At 59.8% G+C, this 20,364-nt stretch carries 12 protein-coding genes; 2 read left to right on the plus strand and 10 right to left on the minus strand.

Annotated features, from left to right (window positions below; all coding sequences use genetic code 11):
• Positions 1 to 223: 223 nt before the first annotated feature.
• The 5 genes from OHD62_RS01810 to OHD62_RS01830 all read right to left on the minus strand — a co-directional run bounded on the left by OHD62_RS01810 (position 224) and on the right by OHD62_RS01830 (position 7,930).
• Entirely contained in the window at positions 224 to 3,103 is a 2,880-nt protein-coding gene (locus OHD62_RS01810; RefSeq protein ID WP_263780520.1) for an ATP-binding protein, read from the minus strand.
• A 598-nt stretch (positions 3,104 to 3,701) separates the two neighbouring features.
• The gene (locus tag OHD62_RS01815) at positions 3,702 to 4,454 is read right to left on the minus strand and encodes a response regulator transcription factor (protein ID WP_263780521.1); all 753 of its coding nucleotides are present in this window, start codon (positions 4,452 to 4,454) and stop codon (positions 3,702 to 3,704) included.
• On the minus strand, positions 4,444 to 4,845 hold the full coding sequence (locus OHD62_RS01820; protein WP_263780522.1) for a response regulator: 402 nt from the start codon (positions 4,843 to 4,845) through the stop codon (positions 4,444 to 4,446). The genes OHD62_RS01815 and OHD62_RS01820 overlap by 11 nt, the downstream gene beginning before the upstream one ends.
• Positions 4,842 to 5,489: a response regulator transcription factor gene (locus OHD62_RS01825; protein WP_263780523.1), complete on the minus strand. Its 648-nt coding sequence runs from the start codon at positions 5,487 to 5,489 to the stop codon at positions 4,842 to 4,844. Before OHD62_RS01825 ends, OHD62_RS01820 begins: the two co-directional genes overlap by 4 nt.
• The gene (locus OHD62_RS01830; RefSeq protein WP_263780524.1) at positions 5,486 to 7,930 is read right to left on the minus strand and encodes a PAS domain-containing protein; all 2,445 of its coding nucleotides are present in this window, start codon (positions 7,928 to 7,930) and stop codon (positions 5,486 to 5,488) included. The genes OHD62_RS01825 and OHD62_RS01830 overlap by 4 nt, the downstream gene beginning before the upstream one ends.
• A gap of 540 nt (positions 7,931 to 8,470) precedes the next feature.
• On the opposite strand from OHD62_RS01830, the gene OHD62_RS01835 reads away from it, so the two are divergent.
• Positions 8,471 to 8,767 (plus strand): hypothetical protein, encoded by a 297-nt coding sequence (locus tag OHD62_RS01835; protein WP_263780525.1) that lies wholly within the window; start codon positions 8,471 to 8,473, stop codon positions 8,765 to 8,767.
• A gap of 262 nt (positions 8,768 to 9,029) precedes the next feature.
• Positions 9,030 to 10,556 carry a Do family serine endopeptidase gene (locus OHD62_RS01840; RefSeq protein ID WP_263780526.1) on the plus strand — a complete coding sequence of 509 codons (1,527 nt, stop codon included), beginning with the start codon at positions 9,030 to 9,032 and terminating at the stop codon, positions 10,554 to 10,556.
• Positions 10,557 to 10,839: 283 nt separating this feature from the next.
• Here the strand turns inward: OHD62_RS01840 and OHD62_RS01845 are convergent, their stop codons facing one another.
• The 5 genes from OHD62_RS01845 to OHD62_RS01865 form a co-directional block, all read right to left on the minus strand.
• On the minus strand, positions 10,840 to 11,898 hold the full coding sequence (locus tag OHD62_RS01845) for an AraC family transcriptional regulator (protein ID WP_263780527.1): 1,059 nt from the start codon (positions 11,896 to 11,898) through the stop codon (positions 10,840 to 10,842).
• Positions 11,899 to 13,310: 1,412 nt separating this feature from the next.
• Positions 13,311 to 14,216, minus strand: a complete 906-nt coding sequence (locus OHD62_RS01850) for a hypothetical protein (RefSeq protein ID WP_263780528.1) — start codon at positions 14,214 to 14,216, stop codon at positions 13,311 to 13,313.
• Positions 14,217 to 14,279: 63 nt separating this feature from the next.
• On the minus strand, positions 14,280 to 14,849 hold the full coding sequence (locus OHD62_RS01855) for a hypothetical protein (RefSeq protein WP_263780529.1): 570 nt from the start codon (positions 14,847 to 14,849) through the stop codon (positions 14,280 to 14,282).
• A 1,052-nt stretch (positions 14,850 to 15,901) separates the two neighbouring features.
• On the minus strand, positions 15,902 to 19,042 hold the full coding sequence (locus OHD62_RS01860; RefSeq protein ID WP_263780531.1) for an efflux RND transporter permease subunit: 3,141 nt from the start codon (positions 19,040 to 19,042) through the stop codon (positions 15,902 to 15,904).
• On the minus strand, positions 19,039 to 20,211 hold the full coding sequence (locus tag OHD62_RS01865) for an efflux RND transporter periplasmic adaptor subunit (RefSeq protein WP_263780532.1): 1,173 nt from the start codon (positions 20,209 to 20,211) through the stop codon (positions 19,039 to 19,041). Before OHD62_RS01865 ends, OHD62_RS01860 begins: the two co-directional genes overlap by 4 nt.
• Between the last annotated feature and the right edge of the window lie 153 nt (positions 20,212 to 20,364).

Raw genomic sequence — 20,364 nt, forward strand, 5'->3', positions numbered from 1 at the left:
CCCACATCATGACCCTCTCCTGCGTGGCGATTGCCTGGAATTCATGCCATGGATTATCCGCCCTATGAGCTGTGATGCGAGTTTAGCGTTGCAAATAGCTGTAAATATCCGCGCCCAAGACAGACAGTGAATAACCACATGCGTTGAGGATCGCTCCAACGCTTGGCGGTGACATGAAAAAGAGCCATGGGGTTGAAGGCGAACCGCGACTGGTTTGCCGATCTCAGTTAGTCGAGTTCAGCTCTTCGAGAAGTCGGCGCGCGGCAACGAGGTCTTGGGTTCCAAATCCCTCTGTAAATCGCTGATGGATGTCCTCGAGCATGGAGCGGGCGTCCTTGCCCCGGTCGTGCTCCTTCCACAGGCGCGCCAGCGGGATCGCAGCTCTCAGCTGCCAGCTCAAGGCCGATTGCTTGCGGGCGCAATCGATCGAGCGAAGCAGTGCACGCTCAGCCGCCGGAAGGTCCGGTCGCGGTTGCGTCAGCAGGATTTCGCCTCGGGCCCGCAGCAAGTCGGGTAACCACAATATCTCGCCGATCTGCTCCGCACGCGCCACAGCCTCGTCTATCGTGGCCAGCGCTTCCTGCGGCCGTCCGGAAAGGGCCAGTCCTTCGGCCAAGGCACGCCGCGTCGGCAGCGTCACGATGCGATATTGATCGGCATCCATCGCCTTCAGCCCCGCCCGCAAGATCTCGACGCCCGATGGCGCATCGCCGCGCGCGACCATGAGTTCACCTTTCAGCGCGAGGCTGACGGCGCGATAGGGAGCAAGGGAGTATTTGATAGCCTGCTCGATTACGATTTCGGTATGCTCTTCCGCTGCCCTGAAGTCGCCACTCCAGTGGAGAACAGGGACGAGATAGATGAGAGCAATGCAATATGAGACTGGGTGATCGTAGCTCTGCGCTCTCTTGATTCCCTGACGTGCCACTTTGCAACCCTGATCCGCGAAGCCGCACAGCCACAAGGACCTGGCGAGCGTTGCGAGCCCCGATACATGGTGGTCGTGGCCAAAGAAGCTCACCCTTCCCAGCCTGAAATCCGACGCCAGCTTCGAGCCTTGTTTGCAGTGGCGCAGCGCAGCCGCCTGATTGCCGGTCAAGTGATATGATCCGCCCAGCATCCATTCCGTCATGGCGTTTTCGGTCGGGCCTCCACTGGCCTTGGCAACGGCGGCGCTTCGTTTGGCTGCCGCCAACGCGCCGCTGAAGTCGCCCTGGCGAGTGAGAAAAATGTAGAGTCCAGAAAGCAGCTGGAGTTGATGCCGTCCATCCTGCAAAATCTCGGAGAGTTCCAGGCCGCGCTCGATCCCGGCCCTGACTTCCAGGCTGTTGCCGCGGGCGTACATGGATGACATCGCCAGGGCTCCCTGGAGTTCCAGTTCCCATCGCGTCCCGTGATCCGCCTCCCGCAGCGCGCCCAGGGCTCGCCGGCACCATTGCTGACACTCATCCAGCAGTGAAAGCCCCAGGAATAGCGGAGCCGCATGGGCAGCCAGCTCAATGGCGAGAGACCGGTCATCCGAGCTGGAAAAGCTCCATGCGAGCGCTTTGCGAACGTTGTCGATGTGGGGAGCGTGGACGGCAACGTTGGGGCCATCAAAAGCCGACCCTTTGGCCATGCCCTGCTTGAGAAGGCCGGCGAAGTAGCAGGCATGGCGTCTTGCGGTCGCTTCTGCCTCCCCGCTTTCCGCGAGCTTCGTCGCAGCATAGGCACGTGTCGTGTCCGGGAGCCGGTAGTAGGCAGGCCCGCCTGTCGACGAGATCCAGATGAGAGACTTATCAGCCAGGCTGAAGATCGCGTTGGTGACTGTTAGCGTTTTGCCACCGGCATCCCCGGCGACCGCATGCGTCGCCGCCAGCGTGAATTGGCCAACGAACACGGACAGCCTGCAGAGAATTCTCTGTTCGTCCGCCGACAGGAGCCTGAAGCTCCAGTCGAGCATGGCCTGCAGCGTTTGATGCCGAGGCAATGCGCTGCGCCGGCCCTGCAGGAACAGCCCGGCGCTGCTGTCCAGGAGATTGGCGGTTCCTTGAATACCATGGGTACCCACACGACTGGCGACCAGCTCGATCGCCAGAGCGATTCCATCGAGCCGGCGGCAGATTTCCGCAACGATTGGAGCGTCGGTGTCGCTGAGCTGGGCCTCGTATCCGCTCGATGCCGCTTTCTTCATGAAAAGCTGCACGGCGGGCGTAGCGAGCGCCTGAACGGCAGACGGCGTGTCGTCGAGTGGACTGTCGAGAGGCATGAGCAAATACACGTTCTCGGATTCAACCCGCAACGCCTCGCGACTGGTCGTCAATAGGTGCACTGACGGCGCTGCGCGGAAGAGACGTTCGCAGAGCGGCGCAGCCGTCTCGATCACATGCTCGCAATTGTCGAGAACGACGAGAATCCGCTTGTCAGCCAGGAAGGCGCGTATGTACGGCTCGTGATCCGGGCCCTGGACAAAGCAGCCGAGTGCCGAGGCGACGGCACTGGGAACGTCTGCCGGGTTGGTGAGCGAACCGAGGACGACAAAGCAAACCGCATCGTCGCCGAATTCCTGGCGCAGCGCATTGGCGACTGCCACGGCGACGGTCGTCTTGCCTATGCCACCTGGTCCGACCACACTGACGAAGCGCCGCGACAAGAGCAGCGAGGACAGCGTGGTGACGGTCTCGCTGCGGCCGACCAGCAGCTGCGATGGTGACGGGAAATTCGCGGGCCGCGCCGGGTTTGCACGAGCAGCTATCGGGGCAGTGCCGCCCGCGCCGGAGCGCCGGACCGGTGCAACGAAGGTGTAGCCCCGGCCGGGAACATTGACGATGTACCGGACGCCATCCTTGCCGCCCCCCAGCACTTTGCGAAGGGCGGCGATGTGCACGCGAAGATTGGCTTCCTCGACGAAGACGCCCGGCCAAACGAGATCGATCAGCTCTCGCCCGCTCACCACCTCGCCCGGCCGGCCGGTCAACGCAATCAGCACGTCGAGAGCGCGGCCGCCTATGGCGACAGGTTTGCCATCCCTGAGGAGCACCCGCTCTGCCCCGATCAAGCGAAAGGAGCCGAAAGACAGTTCGCCGCCATTTGTGACAGCCGACCCGGCCCCTGGCGGCCCCATGCTCGAAGATCCGGGTGGCCTTCTTTGCATCTTTTTACGACCTTTAACTCGTCAAGACCGGCCCTCCGGGGTCATGTTGAGCGGCGTCCGAAGGAAGTAGCGAACCAGAGCCGCCAACGCATCCTGGTGCTGCGCTGCGCGACGCGAAGAAACGACAATTCTCTCGGTGGCAGCAGATGGAATGCATTGCGCTAGTCCTTGTTGATGAGGTCTGGGACCAAGGTCCGTTCAAGGCTGAAAGGCGCGGTCGGTGGTAAGGGATTTTGCTCCCCAAATCTGTATTGGACCAATCTTGGCCCTGGCAGGTCCGCTTTCTGATCGTCGCTTTAGAGGCTCCCATGGCAGGTGGGGGCAGACGGCCCGCTCAAACGCGCCGTAGCGCTTCATGCAATGCCGTTTCACGAAGGGCAGGGCGCTGTGCCACCGAGAATGTCCTGCAACTCCGACATCGATGACCCGCTCCGAGCTCCCCTCGACAGCGATCGGGCAGAATGTCGTTCCACGCGCTGCCGCGGAGAGAGCGCAAGGATAAAGGAAGCGTGTCCGAGCCTCCACTCTGGCTTGGTACAGATCCGTATCCGATCGGCGGGTTGGACTACTACCTAGGTCTATCCAGAATAGCCCTGAGGCTAGTTACGGGAGCAGGTGCCGAGCGCAGCAGTTCGGCCATCCTGACCAGGTCTGCCAGGGATTGCGCGCCCATCCTTCTCATGACTTGAGCACGATAAATCTTAACCGTGGATTCTACCACGCCAATCCTTCCGGCAACCTGCTTGTTCATCAATCCTGCCGTCACGAGATCCATCACCTCGCGCTCGCGCTCGCTTAGCGTCTGAAATCGGGTGAAAGTCTCGATCGCCTGCCGATTGCTTTCGAGGCGCATGCCGTCCAGCTCGATGGCTCTTGTGACGGCATCCAGCATTTCCTGTTCGCGAAACGGCTTTGTCAGAAAGTCGACGGCACCTGCCTTCATGGCTCTCACCGCCATCGGAACGTCGGCGTGGCCGGTCATGAATATGATTGGAATACGGACGCCGGCTGCGACAAGGCGGGCCTGAAAGTCGAGACCGCTGATGCCGGGCATACGAATGTCCAGCACGAAGCAACTCGCAAGGTCGGGCAATTCCATGTTCAACAGCTCGGTCGGAGACGAGAATGCCTCGCTCTGCAAACCGACGGAGTCCAGCAAATCAACCAGCCCTTCGCGCATCGAAACATCGTCTTCGACGATGAAGACGAACGCATTTTGGGTAGTCCGGGCATAAATGGGGGCAGCCACCGAACGAGCGTATGACTGCGTCGGCCGCAGCAGCAGGCCTTCATATTTTCGGGTTATCAGATCACTTGTCATCACTACTCCCCTCTGGTGAGGCCAAAACGGCCAGGGCGACCGCCGCTAGCAATGCTGAAGCATCGAAGGGCTTTCGAAAGAAACCATGATGACTTTCAGCCGCCGCGCGCCTTTGGTCTGCGGCTTCATGGCGCGCCGTAATGAAAATGACGGGCAAGTCGGGACGCACTTTTCGCGCTCGCCGGCGCAGCTCGAAGCCGTCGACAACTGGCATGCCGATATCGGCAATCAGGCAATCTATCTTACGCAACACGTCGCGTTCGAGGAGAGACTGAGGGGATGAGAACAAACAAACCGAGTGCCCCGCCGACTCTAGGAGATCCTCGATCGACTCGAGGACCCGAACGTCGTCATCGACAACCGCGATCGTTGATTTCCGTGCTGCTTTCATTTCGAAGATGTTCCCGCGCGCCGAGAATGGGTTACTGGTACCTGCAGTCTTTCGGCGATCCTCACGAGATCGGCCAGCGATGCAGCCTGCATCTTGTGCATGATCTTGCTGCGGTGGATTTGCAGCGTCACCTCACTGATCCCAAGTTCCGCAGCCGCCTGCTTGTTGAGAAGACCGCTGATGACCAGTGGCAGAACCTGGCGTTCGCGAGAGGTCAGGGAGGAAAGGCGCCGCTTTAGCGTCACAAGCTCGGCCCGCTCCAGGCGGGCGCCGCAATCCCGATCGATCGCCGTGTGGATGGATTTCATCAACTCGGTTTCGCTGAACGGTTTGGTGAGGAAATCCACGGCGCCGCGCTGGATGGCGCGTACAGAAGATGGAATGTCACCGTGTCCGGTGATGAAGATGATAGGCGGATGTTGCTCGTGGTCGGTCTGTTTCTGGAATTCCAACCCGTTGATATCAGGGAGTTCGACATCGAGGATCAGGCAACCGGGCAAGTCCGGCCGGGGAAAAGCCAGATAGTCGGCAATCGAGTTGAAGGCGACGGAAGCCAGGCCTCTTGCCGCCAGAAGCTCGCACAGCGCCTCGCATATGCGCTGGTCGTCATCAACGATGAAAACGAGGCAGTCGTCCTGGGTCATGCCGCGTCGCCCGATTGGATCGGCAACGTAAACGAGAACACCGTTCCCCTTGGCTCGATGTTCTCTGCCCAAAGCCGGCCGTCGTGTGATTCCAGTATCGAGCGGCAGATTGCCAGGCCCATACCCATTCCCCCCGCCTTCGTCGTGAAGAACGGTTCGAAAATTCGTTCTGGTTCGGCAATTCCGTCGCCGTTGTCGCTGACGTCGACCAGGATCGCATTCTCTCCACAGCGGCGTGATCCAAACTTGAGCGATTTCGACACGTCGATTGTCGACTTCATTGCGTCGATCCCGTTGCGGACCAGATTAACCAGCACCTGCTGCATCTGTACGCGGTCCGCGAGCACCGGCGGCAGGGCCGCATCGAGATCCGTCTCAACGAAGATGCCCTGCGAGATTATTTCATCGAACATCAGCTGACGCACCTCGCTGATCACCTCGTTGAGATTGATTGAAGTTCTGGACGAAGCGGTCTGTTTGAAGAGTGCTCGTATCCGGCTGACGACCTCGGCCGCTGCCATGGAATCGCGTACCATTCGCTCCGCGGTAATGCGTGCCCGCTGCAGGTTTGGAGGATCCGCCGACAGCCAGCGTTGGCAGGCATGACTGTTGGTGATGACAGCCGCCAAGGGCTGATTGACCTCATGCGCGATCGAGGCCGACAGCTCGGCGAGGCTCGCAAGCTGCGAAGCGCGCGAAAGCTTGTCCTGCGTCGCACGAACGATGTCATGGGCTCTCATTTCGTCATCGATGTCGATGATGACGCCATACCATTTCACGATGCGGCCATCGTCGTCCCGTAGCGGCTGGGCGCGATTATCAACCCAGCGATAGATGCCATCGCCCCGGCGGTTGCGGTACCGCATGGCGAAAGGCTCCCCGGTCTTCAATGAGTGGATCAGGCTTCTCTTCACAGCCTCCAAGTCATCGGGATGCATAAGGCGTCCAAGTGCCCCGTCCAGCTTGGTACCCTCCTTGGGCTCACTGTGGTCGATCTTGCGGCCATAGTAGGTTTCCAACTGCTTGTTGATGTAGGCTGGTTCACCCTCGGGAGTGACGGACCAGACGAGTGTCGGTATGGTGTCGACAAGCTGCTGGAGTTCATACTGTCTGGCTCGCAGCGCCTCCTCGGCCCGCTTGCGATCGTCGATATCGGTGTTACTCCCGAACCAATGGATCACAATGCCGGAGGCATCGAGCACTGGTTCGCCTTGGAAAAGGAACCAGCGGTATTGGCCATCGAAGCGGCGCAGCCGTGCCTCGATCTCGCCCGGCGCACCCGCTGCCAGGAGAGATCGCCAGTATTCGACAAGCCGGTCCCGATCGTCCGAATGTATGGCGGCAGTCCAACCCCAGTCGCTTGCCTGCTCCTGAGACAGGCCCGTGTATTCGAGCCATCTCCGGTTCAGGAATTCGGTGGATCCGTCTGGGTGGGCGGACCAGACCAGTGTCGGAAGAGCGTCGATCAGCCGCTGGAGCTGAAGCTCTTTGGCCTCCAAAGCCTGTTCCACTCTCTTGAAGTCATCGATGTCGGTGAACAGGCCGTACCAGCGTATGACTTTGCCATCCTCGTCGAAAATTGGTTCGACGCGCGCATGGAACCAGCGGTATACGCCATCGTGTCGCCGCATGCGGTACGCGCGGTCCATTGGCTCGCCGGTTTGAATGCAACGCTGTCGCGCTGCCGCAACGCTGTCGCGCTCGTCGGGATGAATGATGCTGAGAAAGCCCAGCCCACTCAGTTCGAAGAGGTCCAGTCCAAAATAATCCCTTTGCGTCTTGTTGGCGTAGTCTTGATTGCCTTCGGAGTCAGCGGTTGCGATCATCCCCGGGATGTTGTCGAGTATTGACCGGACGCTGTGCTCGCTCGCGCGCAGGGCTTCCTCCTGGACCTTCTGGTCATCGATATCGAGCAAGATTCCATACCATCCGTTGAACTTGCCGTTCCGATCGTGCCTGGGGCAGGCCGCGACACGGAACCAGCGATAGGTGCCATCGTGGCGACGAAGCCGGTACGCGCCATGAAATTCCTGGCCATTCTCCAGGCATTGCGACATGAGGCCTGCAGTTCGGTCGAAGTCCTCCGGATGAATAACCTGCCGACAATGGAGATTACCGGTGTCGCCGGTGCCGAGATAATCCCGAAGGCTCGTGTTCACCTTGGCCAACCGGCCTTCCGTGTCGACGATCCATGCCAGTCCGGGAATGCGCTCCAGGAATTCACGCGTGTCATACACAGCGCGGTCCAACGCAGCCTGCCTTTGCGACTCTTGAATGAGAAAGCCGGTCACGATCGCAATTGCGGCAAGGAGGGCCAAACGCATGTAAGTATGGCGCACGGTGATCTCTTCCTGTTCGCCGGACAGCCAGAACACCAACAAGCCGACGCCGGAAATGGCTATGGCCAAGCCATATGTCCGCAGCGGCGACATTGCTTTCATTTTCGGATACTCCCGACGCGGCTCCTGCTGCCGCGCGAGCGACCTCAGGGCCTCGCCCCACAAGAAGGCAACATGATCGGTCCCCCGAGATGTCGGACTTCCACCGCACTATATCAGAATAGAATGCCGCCCAGGCATAATGGAAAGACGTGATGGACAGCCGGTCGCCCGCCGCTGCCGTTGCACCGTGAACTGGGCGGACAGCTGCGGGTGACGCTCAAATATGTGTATTCCCGGGGCACCGGGCCGACTGACACCGGTCTGCCGAGCATCCCCCCGGGACCGACAGGCCCGGACCGGACACGCAGCGTCCATCGCCAGGTACACGCTGCAACCTCAGGACTGATAACCGCAAGGAAGGGCCAGTGGCCGCAAAGCAGACAAAGCCGTTCCACAAGCCAGCCGGTATGCTGCTGCCGAACGTGATCGAAGGCGGCCCAAGGTCACGATGTGACCGTCTGCGACGGACGGCTTCCAAGGTCGAAGCCGCCGATTTTCTGCGGTAGCGGTTGCCGGTGAAATAAGACGAGGAGACTACAAATGGACTGCAATCGAGCGCTGCTGCAGATTTCATCGATTGGCGCCGGCGTTTTCATGTCGATCTGTCTCACGGGCACCGTAGCGACCGCCACAGCCAAGGACCAGAACACCGCGGCAACCGTCGTTGCCGACCAGGTGCGAAGCCAAGGCTTCCGTTGCAAAAATCCGACTTCTGCGGAGCGCATTGAGGCCGAGTCCGCCCCCAATCAGACCGTCTACCTGCTCAAGTGCGAGGGCATGACCTACAGGGTGCTCTTGATTCCAGATCAGGCAGCTGAAGTGGCCAAAGTTGACTGACGCCCAATGCGGGCCTCAGCGAGGAGACACTTCCATGCGAAATGGTCTTTCTCGAAAGAAACTGCGCCGTCCCGCAAGTAACTGCCGCAGCCTTGCAAACAAAACACAATCCGGAAGCGGGCCAGTACCAGCTTAAGTAAATCGGTTCGATCGGGAGTCCATCAGCGAGGCTAGGGCATCCGATCGGCCATACGCCGGATAGACGGTTCCGCATGCGGAACGCGCCACGGCGCCAGGACCAAGCCTCGCACGGATCGCGACCATGTCAACTTTCAACATCCTCCGCAGGCACCGCGCCGTGCTGCTTTTCTCTGCCGTCCTCGTAGCGCCGCTCGCTGCTGGGGTCGCTCTGAACGCGAGTCTGGCCGATACGCAAACGGGGCCTTCACCGGTTGGCTCCACCATTTCCGCTTCGGCCACCTCCTATGCTCCAATCGTTGCGGCCGACAAGCCGGCGGTGGTGACGATCACGTCGATCGTGAAAACTTCATCGGCGCCCGATGATCAAATCCAGCCCTCGGACAGCGGTCTGTCGTCCGATGAGCGGTTGCCTCAATTCTTCGGCAATCGGGGAATCCCGGCACCCAAGGCACCACCGCAAGGAGCAACGCAACTGGCAGAGGCCCTCGGTTCCGGCTTCATCATCAGCTCAGACGGCACCATCGTCACCAACAACCACGTCATCGACGGAGCTTCGGATATCATGGTGACGCTTGACGATGGAACCGAGCTGCAGGCGACCCTTGTCGGCCACGACGCAAAGTCGGACCTTGCGGTCCTGAAAGTAAAGGCTGGAAAGCCCCTTCCCACTATCGCCTGGGGTAATTCCGACGGCCTCAGGGCAGGCGACCCGATTCTGGCGATTGGCAATCCGTTCGGTATCGGAACGACAGTCACTGCGGGAATCGTGTCCGCCCGCGGGCGCGACCTCAACAGTGGTCCCTACGACGATTTCCTTCAGATCGACGCGCCGATCAACCACGGCAATTCGGGTGGGCCTCTTGTCGACACCCGCGGCGCTGTCGTGGGTATCAACACCGCGATCTACTCGCCCAATGGCGGCAGCGTCGGCGTCGGATTTGCGATCCCCTCCAATGAGGCCAAACAGATCGTCGCCAAGCTGGTGAAGAACGGTTCGATCGAGCATGGGCTGCTCGGCATCGAGATGCAGCCGATTACAGCGGATCTCGCCAACGCCCTCGGTCTGCCGACGCCTGAAGGTGCTTTGGTCGCTCATGTCGGCGATGGATCGCCCGCCGCTCATGCGGGCATCGAGACCGGCGACGTCATCACCGGATTTGCCGGTCAAACCATCAAGGAGCCCAAGACCCTGTCTCGAGCCGTGGCGGATCTCTCGCCGGGAAAAAGGGAGACGCTGTCCGTTTGGCGCGATGGGAAGACAGTTGCGTTGTCGGTCGTCGTCGGCGGCAATGACGACAGCGTCAAACAGGTGGCCGCAATCAACTCTTCCCAGCCGATGCATTCCAGTTTTCCAACACTCGGTCTGGCGCTTGGTGACCTCGATCTAACCGTCCGCCAGGCCTTGAATGTGCCTTCGCAGGTGCGTGGTGCCGTGGTCGAGGGTGTCGATCCGGACCAGCCGGCAGCCACCTCCGGCATTGAATTGGGCGACATCATCATCTCGGTCAATCGCGTGCCGGTACAGACTGCTAAGGAGACGAGCCAGGCCATTAGCGCCGCAACAAAATCCAGCAAGAAGTTGGTGCTGCTGCTGATCAAGCGTGGCGAACAGCAGACCTTCATCGCTGTGCCATACGGCAATGGTTAACATCAGACATACGGCAATGGTTGACATCAGATATGCCAAAACCGCCGGGACGGGACCGTCAGATTGACGCGAAAACGATTTCAGTCTCCTGGAGGGACGAAATTGCAGGTCGCCGAGCTGGCGCCCCCCTTGGCAAGAGCGATGAAGCGGAAGCGGAACGGGCACGGAAAACGCGCCCGCCAATTGCGCCAGAAACCAGATCTCCGACCAAGGGCCAGGGGAGGTGAGAGCCAGCACAAAGTCTCGATCGAAGAGCGCTGGCTTCACAGGGGACGTCCAGGGTCTATCCGAGGCTCCGCTGGTAAGCACTCGGCGTCAGGCCGGTCGCCTTGCGAAAAGCGGCCGTGAATGAGCTGGTTTCGCTATATCCGACAGTCAATCCGATGTCCGTCACCGAATGAGCGCGCGTCGCAAGGAGACCTTTGGCATGCTCGATTCGACGGCTGGTAAGGTACCGATGCGGAGGCATCCCAAAAGACAGCTTGAAGGCGCGGCAAAAATAGCATGGGCTCAACCTGGCAAGCTGCGCGAGAGTGGCGAGCGGTACCGGTTCGCCCAAATGCGCTTCGATATGCGCCGTGACTATCCGCTGCTGCCAAGCCGCAAGCCCGCCTCGAAGCTGGGGTTCGGCTCTCGGCGTCCCCTCGTGGAAATGGATCAGCTCATGAGCTAGGACGATGCCCAGTGCTTCCAGGTAGCACCGATTCTCCGGGGTTGGAGTTTCGAGCGACCTCATCAGTTTGAGGGCCGTGCCCAAAAGCGTTGCGTCCTCAAAGAAGAGCTTCGCCGCGAACGTCACATCTGTCATGCCAGCGTTGAACGGAACTTGCAGCTTGGCAGGATCAAGGTAGACAAACATGAGACGCGCAAACGTCCGCGGCGCATGCCATTCAAGATATTCGCGACCGGCGGGCACCAAGGTAAGCCGGCGACCAAAATCCCGCAGTTTCGATCGGGGTAAACCTTCGACGAAGGTATCACCGTCTCGCCGCGTGCCCTGCTCGTAGACCACCAGCAAGTGCATGGGCGCGCGAAACCGGAATTCGAATTTGTCATGACCGGCGGCTTGGACCACCTCGGCAACGATCCCATCCGAAATCGCCGTGCGACTGCTCACAGCGTCGGCTGAAGATATCTCGACACGGTAATCGGCCCCTTCGGCGCTCCGGCGCCGGAACTGCGCATGCGCCACGGAGTTGGTACGTTGTGCCTTTCCGCCGTTGAACGGAGCACGCCAATCCGCCGACAGGAGTGGTCCCATTTGCTCCGGTCGCCGAGCATTGGCTGCGAAGGCAGCAATCGCGAGTGTATCGATGTCACTGGAGGCAGGATTCATCAACATGGCTTGGCGCACATCCTTCGGGTTATCCCATCTGATGTCAGCGTAAGGCGCCAGCGATGATTTATCCCATTCTACATCCGTCGGCTGTTATAGAGTATTGGTTTGAACTACTCATACTTTGGTTTGTGATTGGATGTCGCGATCGATAGTAATGGTATTTGTGCCGCGCGGGCCAGTTGGCCGGTTCTTCAATTGCGGCCGTTCCCAGGTGATTGGTCGATTTGGCGCTACTGGACGTCACGTCTTGATGATCTTGAATGAGGTTCCCCTGCATGGCTTGGGCTTTTTGACGTTCCGCGCGAAATCCGCAAGCTGGATGCAAAGCCGGCAAGAACGACGAAGCACCGGCGGCAAAAAGCACTAGGTTGTAGATCGGCGCTGCGATCGCTGGTTTCGATCCCATTTCCGTCCACCATCGTGGCAGTGCTCCACTCGTGCCAGATTGATCCTGCGGGCCTCTCCCCTCCCTCGCCCGCTGATCGATTGTGAAGGCGCTCTTCCCCCCGGGAGCGTTTCTCACCGCTCGAGTTCTTGGGCCGATGACATGCTGTCATCGGCCCATTTTTCCTCCTGCCTCCCAAGCGAACCGATTCACGGTCGCCGAGCGTTGCCGGCGTCGGCACCTTTGGCGATGCGACTTGCTTGCGGCGCGATGCATCGCGCGATTTCGCAGACAAGGATCTGACGTCGCAACTGGCGCTCGACCGCCTCATCGCGACGTCCTGGACAGGAAGGAATGGACAGTGCTGTCGGCGTTCGCCAAGCTTTGTCACAGGTGGGGCCTACTCAAGTCGACGGCGCGGTCAAGGCAGCCTCAACCGCGCGTCGCGTGAGGCCTTTGTCATCAAAACCCGTTGATGCCCGAAAACATGCCGGAATCGGCCGAGGGATACTCGTCCCCGTTCTTATCGGGCTGCGATACGGGCTTCTTGGCCGATCTGGTTGTCGGTGCTTGAACGTGCCTCGGCAACAATGAGTGGTTGCTGTTCGTTTTTCGTTCGACATGATCGAACTTCGCCCGCGTGTGTCCATGAGGCGAACTTGCTGCAGCGGCCCAAGCGGTCGACAGGAGGACTGCCGCGACTGCAGCCGCGATTGAGAGAGAGCTCATGTGTTTCACCTCTTGTTCTGTGGCGCAGCCGGCGAAACTCGAATTGGCGACAGAATTGTCGCTCATGCCGGCGATGTTTAAATAGGTTCGAAACACGTCTCGATGCACTATACGAAACACATCCGGCGTGGCTGTAATTGGTTATCTTCATAGGATTGGAGTATAATTCGGCCAACAAGAAGTGAGGCGGAGCATAGACCAGGGCGGTCCTCGTCGTCGATTGGTCCGAGGCCCTCGCATGGCGGCCTCGCCTCTGGCCGCGAAGGATCCTGGTCATGTTCATACACAACGCGGCGCGCGGTCAGTCGAAGATCGGCTTTCCGATCGCGTTTGAAAAGATGTTGCCGAGATAGAAGTGGAGCTGTGCGCGCACGCCGATGTCGCGGCCCGAACTCTCGTTGATCGGAATGATCGCCTCCACCCCGAGTTGAGCGTACTCGCCCACCCAGATGACGCCAGGATTGATTGTGCCCGTGGTCTCTCCAGCCGACGGCCCGTCCAGCGGCGTCTGCATCGCGAATTCCACCAGCGGTACCAAACCCTCCGCGAAGCGGTGAGCATTCCCCTTGCCGGCGGAATACGAATTGGTCAGCAGGCTGTATTCCAGGGCGAAGCCCCATTGCAGGATGTTTGGGTTGTCGACCCTGGTGGTGCCGGTCACGGTGTTGGATTCGGTTGGCAGTGCGACTCCGAGGGTCGCGGTGACATTGACCGGGCGCAGCCACGCCATCGAGTCCGACAGATCGCCGAAGCCCTTGCCCACGTATATGGTTGGCGTCAGCGTGGAGAACGACTTGGCCCCGATCTCGGACGATCCGGTGCCGCCCAGCGCCAGCGTGCCGCCTGCCGAGAGCACGAACTCATGCTCGGCACTGGAATAGAGTTCATACTGCGTGCCGAGCATGAGATTGTCGAAGCCCGCCCGTGTGCTCCCCTGATCGATCATGCGGTAGTTCGCGGTGAACGAGACCGACCAATCCGGGGTGATGAGCTTGCTGTAGGAGAAAGGAAAGTCGATCTCGCGCGAGGCGGTGTCAGGCAACTGCGTCAATTGGGGAAAATTGACGAAGTCGGCCGGGGTGGGAACGACGGTCGCCAGGGTAGAGGGAAAGAAACGATCCCCGACGTAGGACGCTGACGCTTCCGAACTTGCAACGAGAGATAATAAGAAGCAGGGCACCGTCAGGTGCCAGGCTCGGTTAGCCATCCCACTCTCCTACCGAAAAATTCACCCTTAAGGCCGGGCGCCCACAATCGAAGGCGACGGTGATCAGGATTCGGCCTCGATCACCTCGAAGCGTCCGTGCCGAGCGCTTCGTCGTCCATGGGTTTCGCCTGCATCCACTGGCTGCAGGAATTGCGGACGATCATCCCTTTGGCCCCTCGCGCATCGGACCGTCCGCAAGGGGCGCGGATGAGACAGGGGCGGTTCAGTCTGGGCATCGTCTTTCTCTACAAACCAAAGCAAGGCGATCAACGCATCCGAATAAATGGCGAGGCAAATCAAAAACGATCTGGCGCTGGCGTCCGTGGTCCAGCCCGCGAGCACGGCAAAAAGACAGGGCGGTGCCATCACGGCGAAGAGTTCGAACCAGCGCGACTTACCGAGACACCCGCGCCATGACAACGCATCGAAGATCGGCGAGTCGAGCGGGCCTGTGCCGGCGGCAACTGCGGAGCCAAGCACCGAACCATGCCGACCGTAACCCATGCGGAAGGAGCGCCCGAGCCGGACAGCGCCCATTGCGATGCCTTGCTCTGTGAGGGCCAGGCCGGCCCGCAGCACGCCCCAACCTCCGGCGGAGGACTTGTAGGGCCGCATCGACTTCCTGGACGCCATGCATTGAAATCCTCGTGGTCGAGCGTCGAGTGTTGCGCTCAAGCAAAGAAAATATCTTTCGCAAACGCCGCTCTGGTTCGAATTTCGCCCGTTGCGTTCCTTGGCTTCTTCAATTGGCTTTCATGCAAAGCCCACGTGTCGAGCGCTGATTGCGCGCGTGGCTCTAGCAGCGTTCGCCATTCTTGCCAGGAATATCCCTCCGATACCTACCCGATAGGGCGCCATAAGTAACCGTTTCACCAATTAGCTTACGCAGCCATACCAATGGATGATTCAAGTCGATGGCAAAACCTATGCATGCTTCCAGAAGGAGAAGGAGCAACGAATGAAATGCCTAAGCTGCGTGCATGAGGTGAAAATACCTCACCAGTACTACTTTTGCTCTCTGGAATGTTTCGACGAGACAACCCGCAACACCAAATGGAGGATGTTGAGCGATGGACTTCCGCCCACTGGTTTTCCTGCTGGTGGCCAGCCCCGCACTGGCTCAGGATCATACCTCCCACGTCCCGGCTGGGCCTCCCGAGGGCAACTACGGCCAGGGGCACGAGAAGTGGCACGACATCTACATGGGGATGCATAACACGCTGGGTGGCTCATGCTGCCACGGCGGGGACTGTCGGCCAACGGTTGCCAAGTTCGAGGGTGGAAAGTGGTGGGGTAAACTCAACGGAGTATGGACGCCGATCGAGCCGTCCAGAAGAGTGCCTGAACACCCCTACTCATGGAACGAAACAGCCCACATTTGCGCGGCTGGGAAAAACGTCTACTGCTTCATACCCCCCGACAACGGGACCTGAACCTCCCCCGCTGAGCCGCGAACCAAGCTCATCGTACTGTCTCGCGTCGGCGGACCGGACGAGCCGCGCAGGTCTGCCCCCGTACCGCGCGCAGCGACTTGACGCTGGGCAATCTATGAGAACATGACCGGGGCAATCACGACCAATCACCGCCTGGAGCCTGTTCCATCCCGATGGAATCGGGACGGGCTCTATCTCAAGTCTGACCAAGATCCTATCCTGAAACCGGTTCCCCCTTGTCGGGGTCGTGGTCTAGCCGGCCGGGTGCGTCGTTTCGGAGAAGAGTTCGCCCTGCTCGGGTTCCACAGGCGGTGTTTTTGCGCCTCGCAAGCCACCCAGGAATTTGCCGAGCCGCTCAAGATACAGGTAGACCACCGGCGTCGTGTAGAGCGTGAGAACTTGCGACAGCACCAAGCCACCCACGATCGTGTAGCCGAGCGGCTGGCGGATTTCCGATCCGGCGCCGGTGCCCAGCATCAACGGCACGCCGCCCAGCATCGCCGCCATGGTGGTCATCAGGATCGGCCTGAAACGTATGGTGCAAGCCCGGTAGATCGACTCCTGCGGACTGAGACCTTCGTTCCTCTCGACCTGGAGCGCAAAGTCGACAAGCATGATGCCGTTCTTCTTGACGATGCCGATCAGCAGGATAACGCCGATCAGCGCTATCACGCTGAAGTCCATATGGACCGCCATCAGCAACAACAAGGCGCCGATAGCGGCTGAAGGCAGCGTCGACAGAATTGTAATCGGATGGATCAGGCTCTCGTAGAGCACTCCGAGGATGATGTAGATCACCACCAGGGACACTCCGATCAGGATTGGTGTGCCTGACAACGCCGACTGAAAGGCTTGCGCATTGCCCTGGAGGCTGGTTGCAAGCGAAGCAGGCTTTCCGGCATCGCGTTCGAACTGCTGGATAGCGGCGACCGCATTTCCGAGCGCCGCCCCGGGTTTTAGATTGAAGGAGATCGTGACCGCCGGAAACATGCCCTGATGATTGATCACGATCGGCGCGGCCTTCGTCACGCTGGTCACCAGCGCGCTTAACGGCACCTGCTGCCCTGTCGAAGAATTCAGATAAATATCCTTGAGCGCTTCGGGGCCGTACTGGAATTCCGGGCTGACCTCGAGAACGACGTGATACTGGTTGAGCTGGGTAAACATCGTGGAGACGATGCGCTGGCCGAAGGCATCGTCGAGCGTGTTGTCGATCGTCGATGGAAGGATACCGAAACTCGACGCGACTTCGCGATTGACGGTCACGTCGAGCAGTGGTCCGGCATTCTCCTGATCGGTGGCCACGTCAACGATTCCTGGTATCCCTCTAAGCTTGTCGAGGAAGATCGGCGCCCAATGGTTGAGCTCGTTGGAATCGGCATCGGCCAGAGTATATTGATACTGCGTCTTCGAAACCCGACCGCCGACAGTGATGTCCTGCGCCGCTTGCATGTAAAGCGCTATGCCTTGGGTCTTGGCGAGTTGGGATGACAGCCGGCTGATCACCTGATCGGCGCTGACGTCACGCTGGTTGTTGGGCTTCAAGGCAATGTACATCGTCCCTCGATTGAGTGTGCTCCCGCCAGTTGCTCCTATCGAGGCTCCGACCGAAGCTACCGCCGGATCCTTCAGCACAACGTTGGTTATCGCCTGCTGGCGCTCGGCCATGGCCGGGAACGAGATATCCTGATCGGCCTCTGTGACGCCGATAATCAGGCCGGTGTCTTGTTGCGGGAAAAAGCCCTTCGGGATGACAAGGTAGAGATAGCCGGTGACGGCAATCGTTCCGAGCATGACGAGCAGCGTAATGAAAGTGTGCCGCAGGACGATCTTCAGGCCCCGTTCATACAATCCAAGCAGCGCGTCGAAGCCGCGTTCGCAAATATTGTAGAGCCGCCCGTGCCTGACGTTGGCCTCGTTCTTGAGCAGACGCGCACACATCATTGGCGTCAGCGTGAGCGAGATCACCAGCGACAGGATCAGTGAGACGCTCACCGTCACGGCGAATTCCTGGAAGAGTTCGCCGACATAACCTCCCATCAGAAATAGTGGAATGAATACGGCGATGAGTGACAGCGTAATCGAAATGATGGTGAAGCCGATCTCGCTCGAGCCCTTCAGCGCAGCCTCCATCGGGGTAAGGCCTTCTTCGACGTGGCGGACGATGTTCTCGATCACGACGACTGCATCGTCGACGACGAAGCCGACCGCGATCGACAAGGCCATGAGCGACAGATTGTCGAGGCTGTAACCAAGCGCATAGAGCACGGCAAAGGTGCCGACGAGCGAAAGGGGCACGGTTACTGCGGGAATGACTGTGGCCCAGAAATTGCGCAGGAACAGGAATATCACCATCACCACCAGAGCGACGGTCAGCATCAACGTAAATTGCACGTCCGCGACCGAGGCACGGATGGTTTGTGTGCGGTCCGAAACGACCGATACCTTGATGCCGGGCGGGATCGAGGCTTGCAACTGGGGCAACAAGGCCTGAATGCGGCCGACCGTCTCGATCACATTGGCACCGGGCAGGCGCCGGATGGCCAGCAAGATAGCGGGCTTCTTGTCGAACCAGGCGGCTACAAAGTGGTTCTCAGGCCCGTCGATCGCGGTGCCGATGTCGCGGATGCGCACAGGCGAGCCATTGCGATAGGCGACGACAATATCATTGTAAGGGTCAGGTTTGAGCAGCTGATCGTTGGTGTTGAGCGTGAAGGTTTGACGCGGGCTATTGAGCGTGCCCTTCGCAATATCAACATTGGCCTCGCCGAGCACGTTGCGAACATCTTCAAGTCCAATGCCGCGGGCCGCGGCGGCTTGCGGATTGATCTGCACACGGATCGCCGGCTTCTGCTGGCCGCCAATCCCGACAAGACCGACGCCGGAGATTTGCGAGATCTTCGGCAGCAGGATGTTTTCCGCATAGGCATCGACCGTCGTCAGCGGCAGGGTATCGGATGTCAGTGCGAGCACCAGGATCGGCGTATCCGCCGGATTAACCTTGCGGATGGTCGGCGGATAGGGGATGCCCAGCGGCAGATCGGGGCTGGCGGCATTGATCGCCGACAGCACGTCAACCGCCGCACTGTCGACGCTCCGGCTCAGGTCGAACTGAACGGTGAGCTGTGTGCTGCCAAGCGCGCTGGTCGAAGTCAGCTGGGTAACGCCGGGGAGCTGGCTTATCTGCTGCTCAAGCGGGGTGGCTACCGACGACGCCATGGTTTCGGGATCGGCGCCGGGCAACTGCGCTGACACCTGAATCGTGGGAAAGTTGACGTTCGGCAAGGATGCGACCGGCAGAAGCTGATAGGTGGCGAGCCCACACAGCAGCAGACCCACCATCAGCAGGCCTGTCGCGATCGGCCGGTGAATAAAAGGGGCCGAGATATTCACGGGATTGCTTGCTGCACTGCGCTTTGCAGGGCGGCTTCATCAGCGGCTCTACCCTGCAGCACTTGGACGGGGGTGCCCTGCGCGAGCCTGTACTGTCCGTCGACCACGACAGTTTCGTTCGCCTTGAGGCCCGAATCGATGAGAGCTTGTCCCCCGGTCAGCTGTGCGACAGTGACAGGCCGCATCTGCGCGGTTCCATCAGGTGCGATCACATAAACATAGGAGCCATTCGGACCTTGCTGCACCGCCGACGCGGCGATCGTCAGCCCCCCAGTGCGGGTATCAAGAAGCAAACGCGCATTCACCAGTGCTCCCGGCCAGAGTTGCTTGCCAGCGTTCGGAAACGTGGCCCGGAGGCGGATCGTACCTGTCGTCTGGACGATCTGGTTGTCGACAAGCAGGAGCTTGCCTTCGTCGAGCTTGGTCTTGTCGTCCTGGCTGTACGCAAAGACCGTAAGCGGCCCCTTGGCCATCTGCTGCTGGATTTGAGGGAGCGTTTCCTCGGGCAGCGTAAAGATCAACGAGATCGGTTGGACCTGCGCAACGTCGACCAGACCAAAAGTATCGGTCGGATGAATGATGTTGCCTTCGTCGATCTGCCGGATACCCGTTACACCGTCGATCGGCGAGGTCAGACGGGTGTAGCTCAGATTGATCTGAGCGGCCTGTAACAGAGCCTCGTCTGCCTTGATTGTCGCCTGGAGCTGGATGACCTGAGCCTTCTGCGTGGCCACCAACTGGGAAGTGGCAAAGCCTTTCGCCAGCAGTGGCGTGTAGCGGTCCAGATTTGCCTGCGCGTTGACGAGTTGCGCCTGGTCGCGATCGCGGGTCGCGGTAATCTGATCGATTTGTGCCTGATAGGGATCTGGGTCGATCTGCGCCAGCAGATCGCCCTTTTTCACTGTCTGACCTTGCGTGAATGCGATCTTCGTAATCGGTCCTGAAATCAGGCTGTGCACCACCACGTTGTTGTAGGCGATCACCGTTCCCACTCCACGAAGGTAGATCGGCACGTCGTGACTGGCTACTTTTCCGGCAACGACCGGAACCGCCGGCGCGGGAACAGAGGCCACCGCAGGTTCGGAAGGATCGTAGATATGCTTGGCTGCAAACCCAACGCCGCCGATCAAGATCAGCAGCGCGGCAACAATGACGGGTCGCTTGCGCATCGAAGGCTCCTACAAAGACGGGATCGCTTTTTTCAGCAGCCGGACGCCGACAGCGTGTTTGTGCCTGTCACATCCGTGCTGCCGCAGGTTGGAACCGTTACCAGTGGACTTGTCACCGGATCGGCTAAATCGGGTGTTGGAATGCTAATTATC

This window comes from Mesorhizobium sp. YC-39 (assembly GCF_025753795.1).
Lineage (GTDB): Bacteria > Pseudomonadota > Alphaproteobacteria > Rhizobiales > Rhizobiaceae > Mesorhizobium.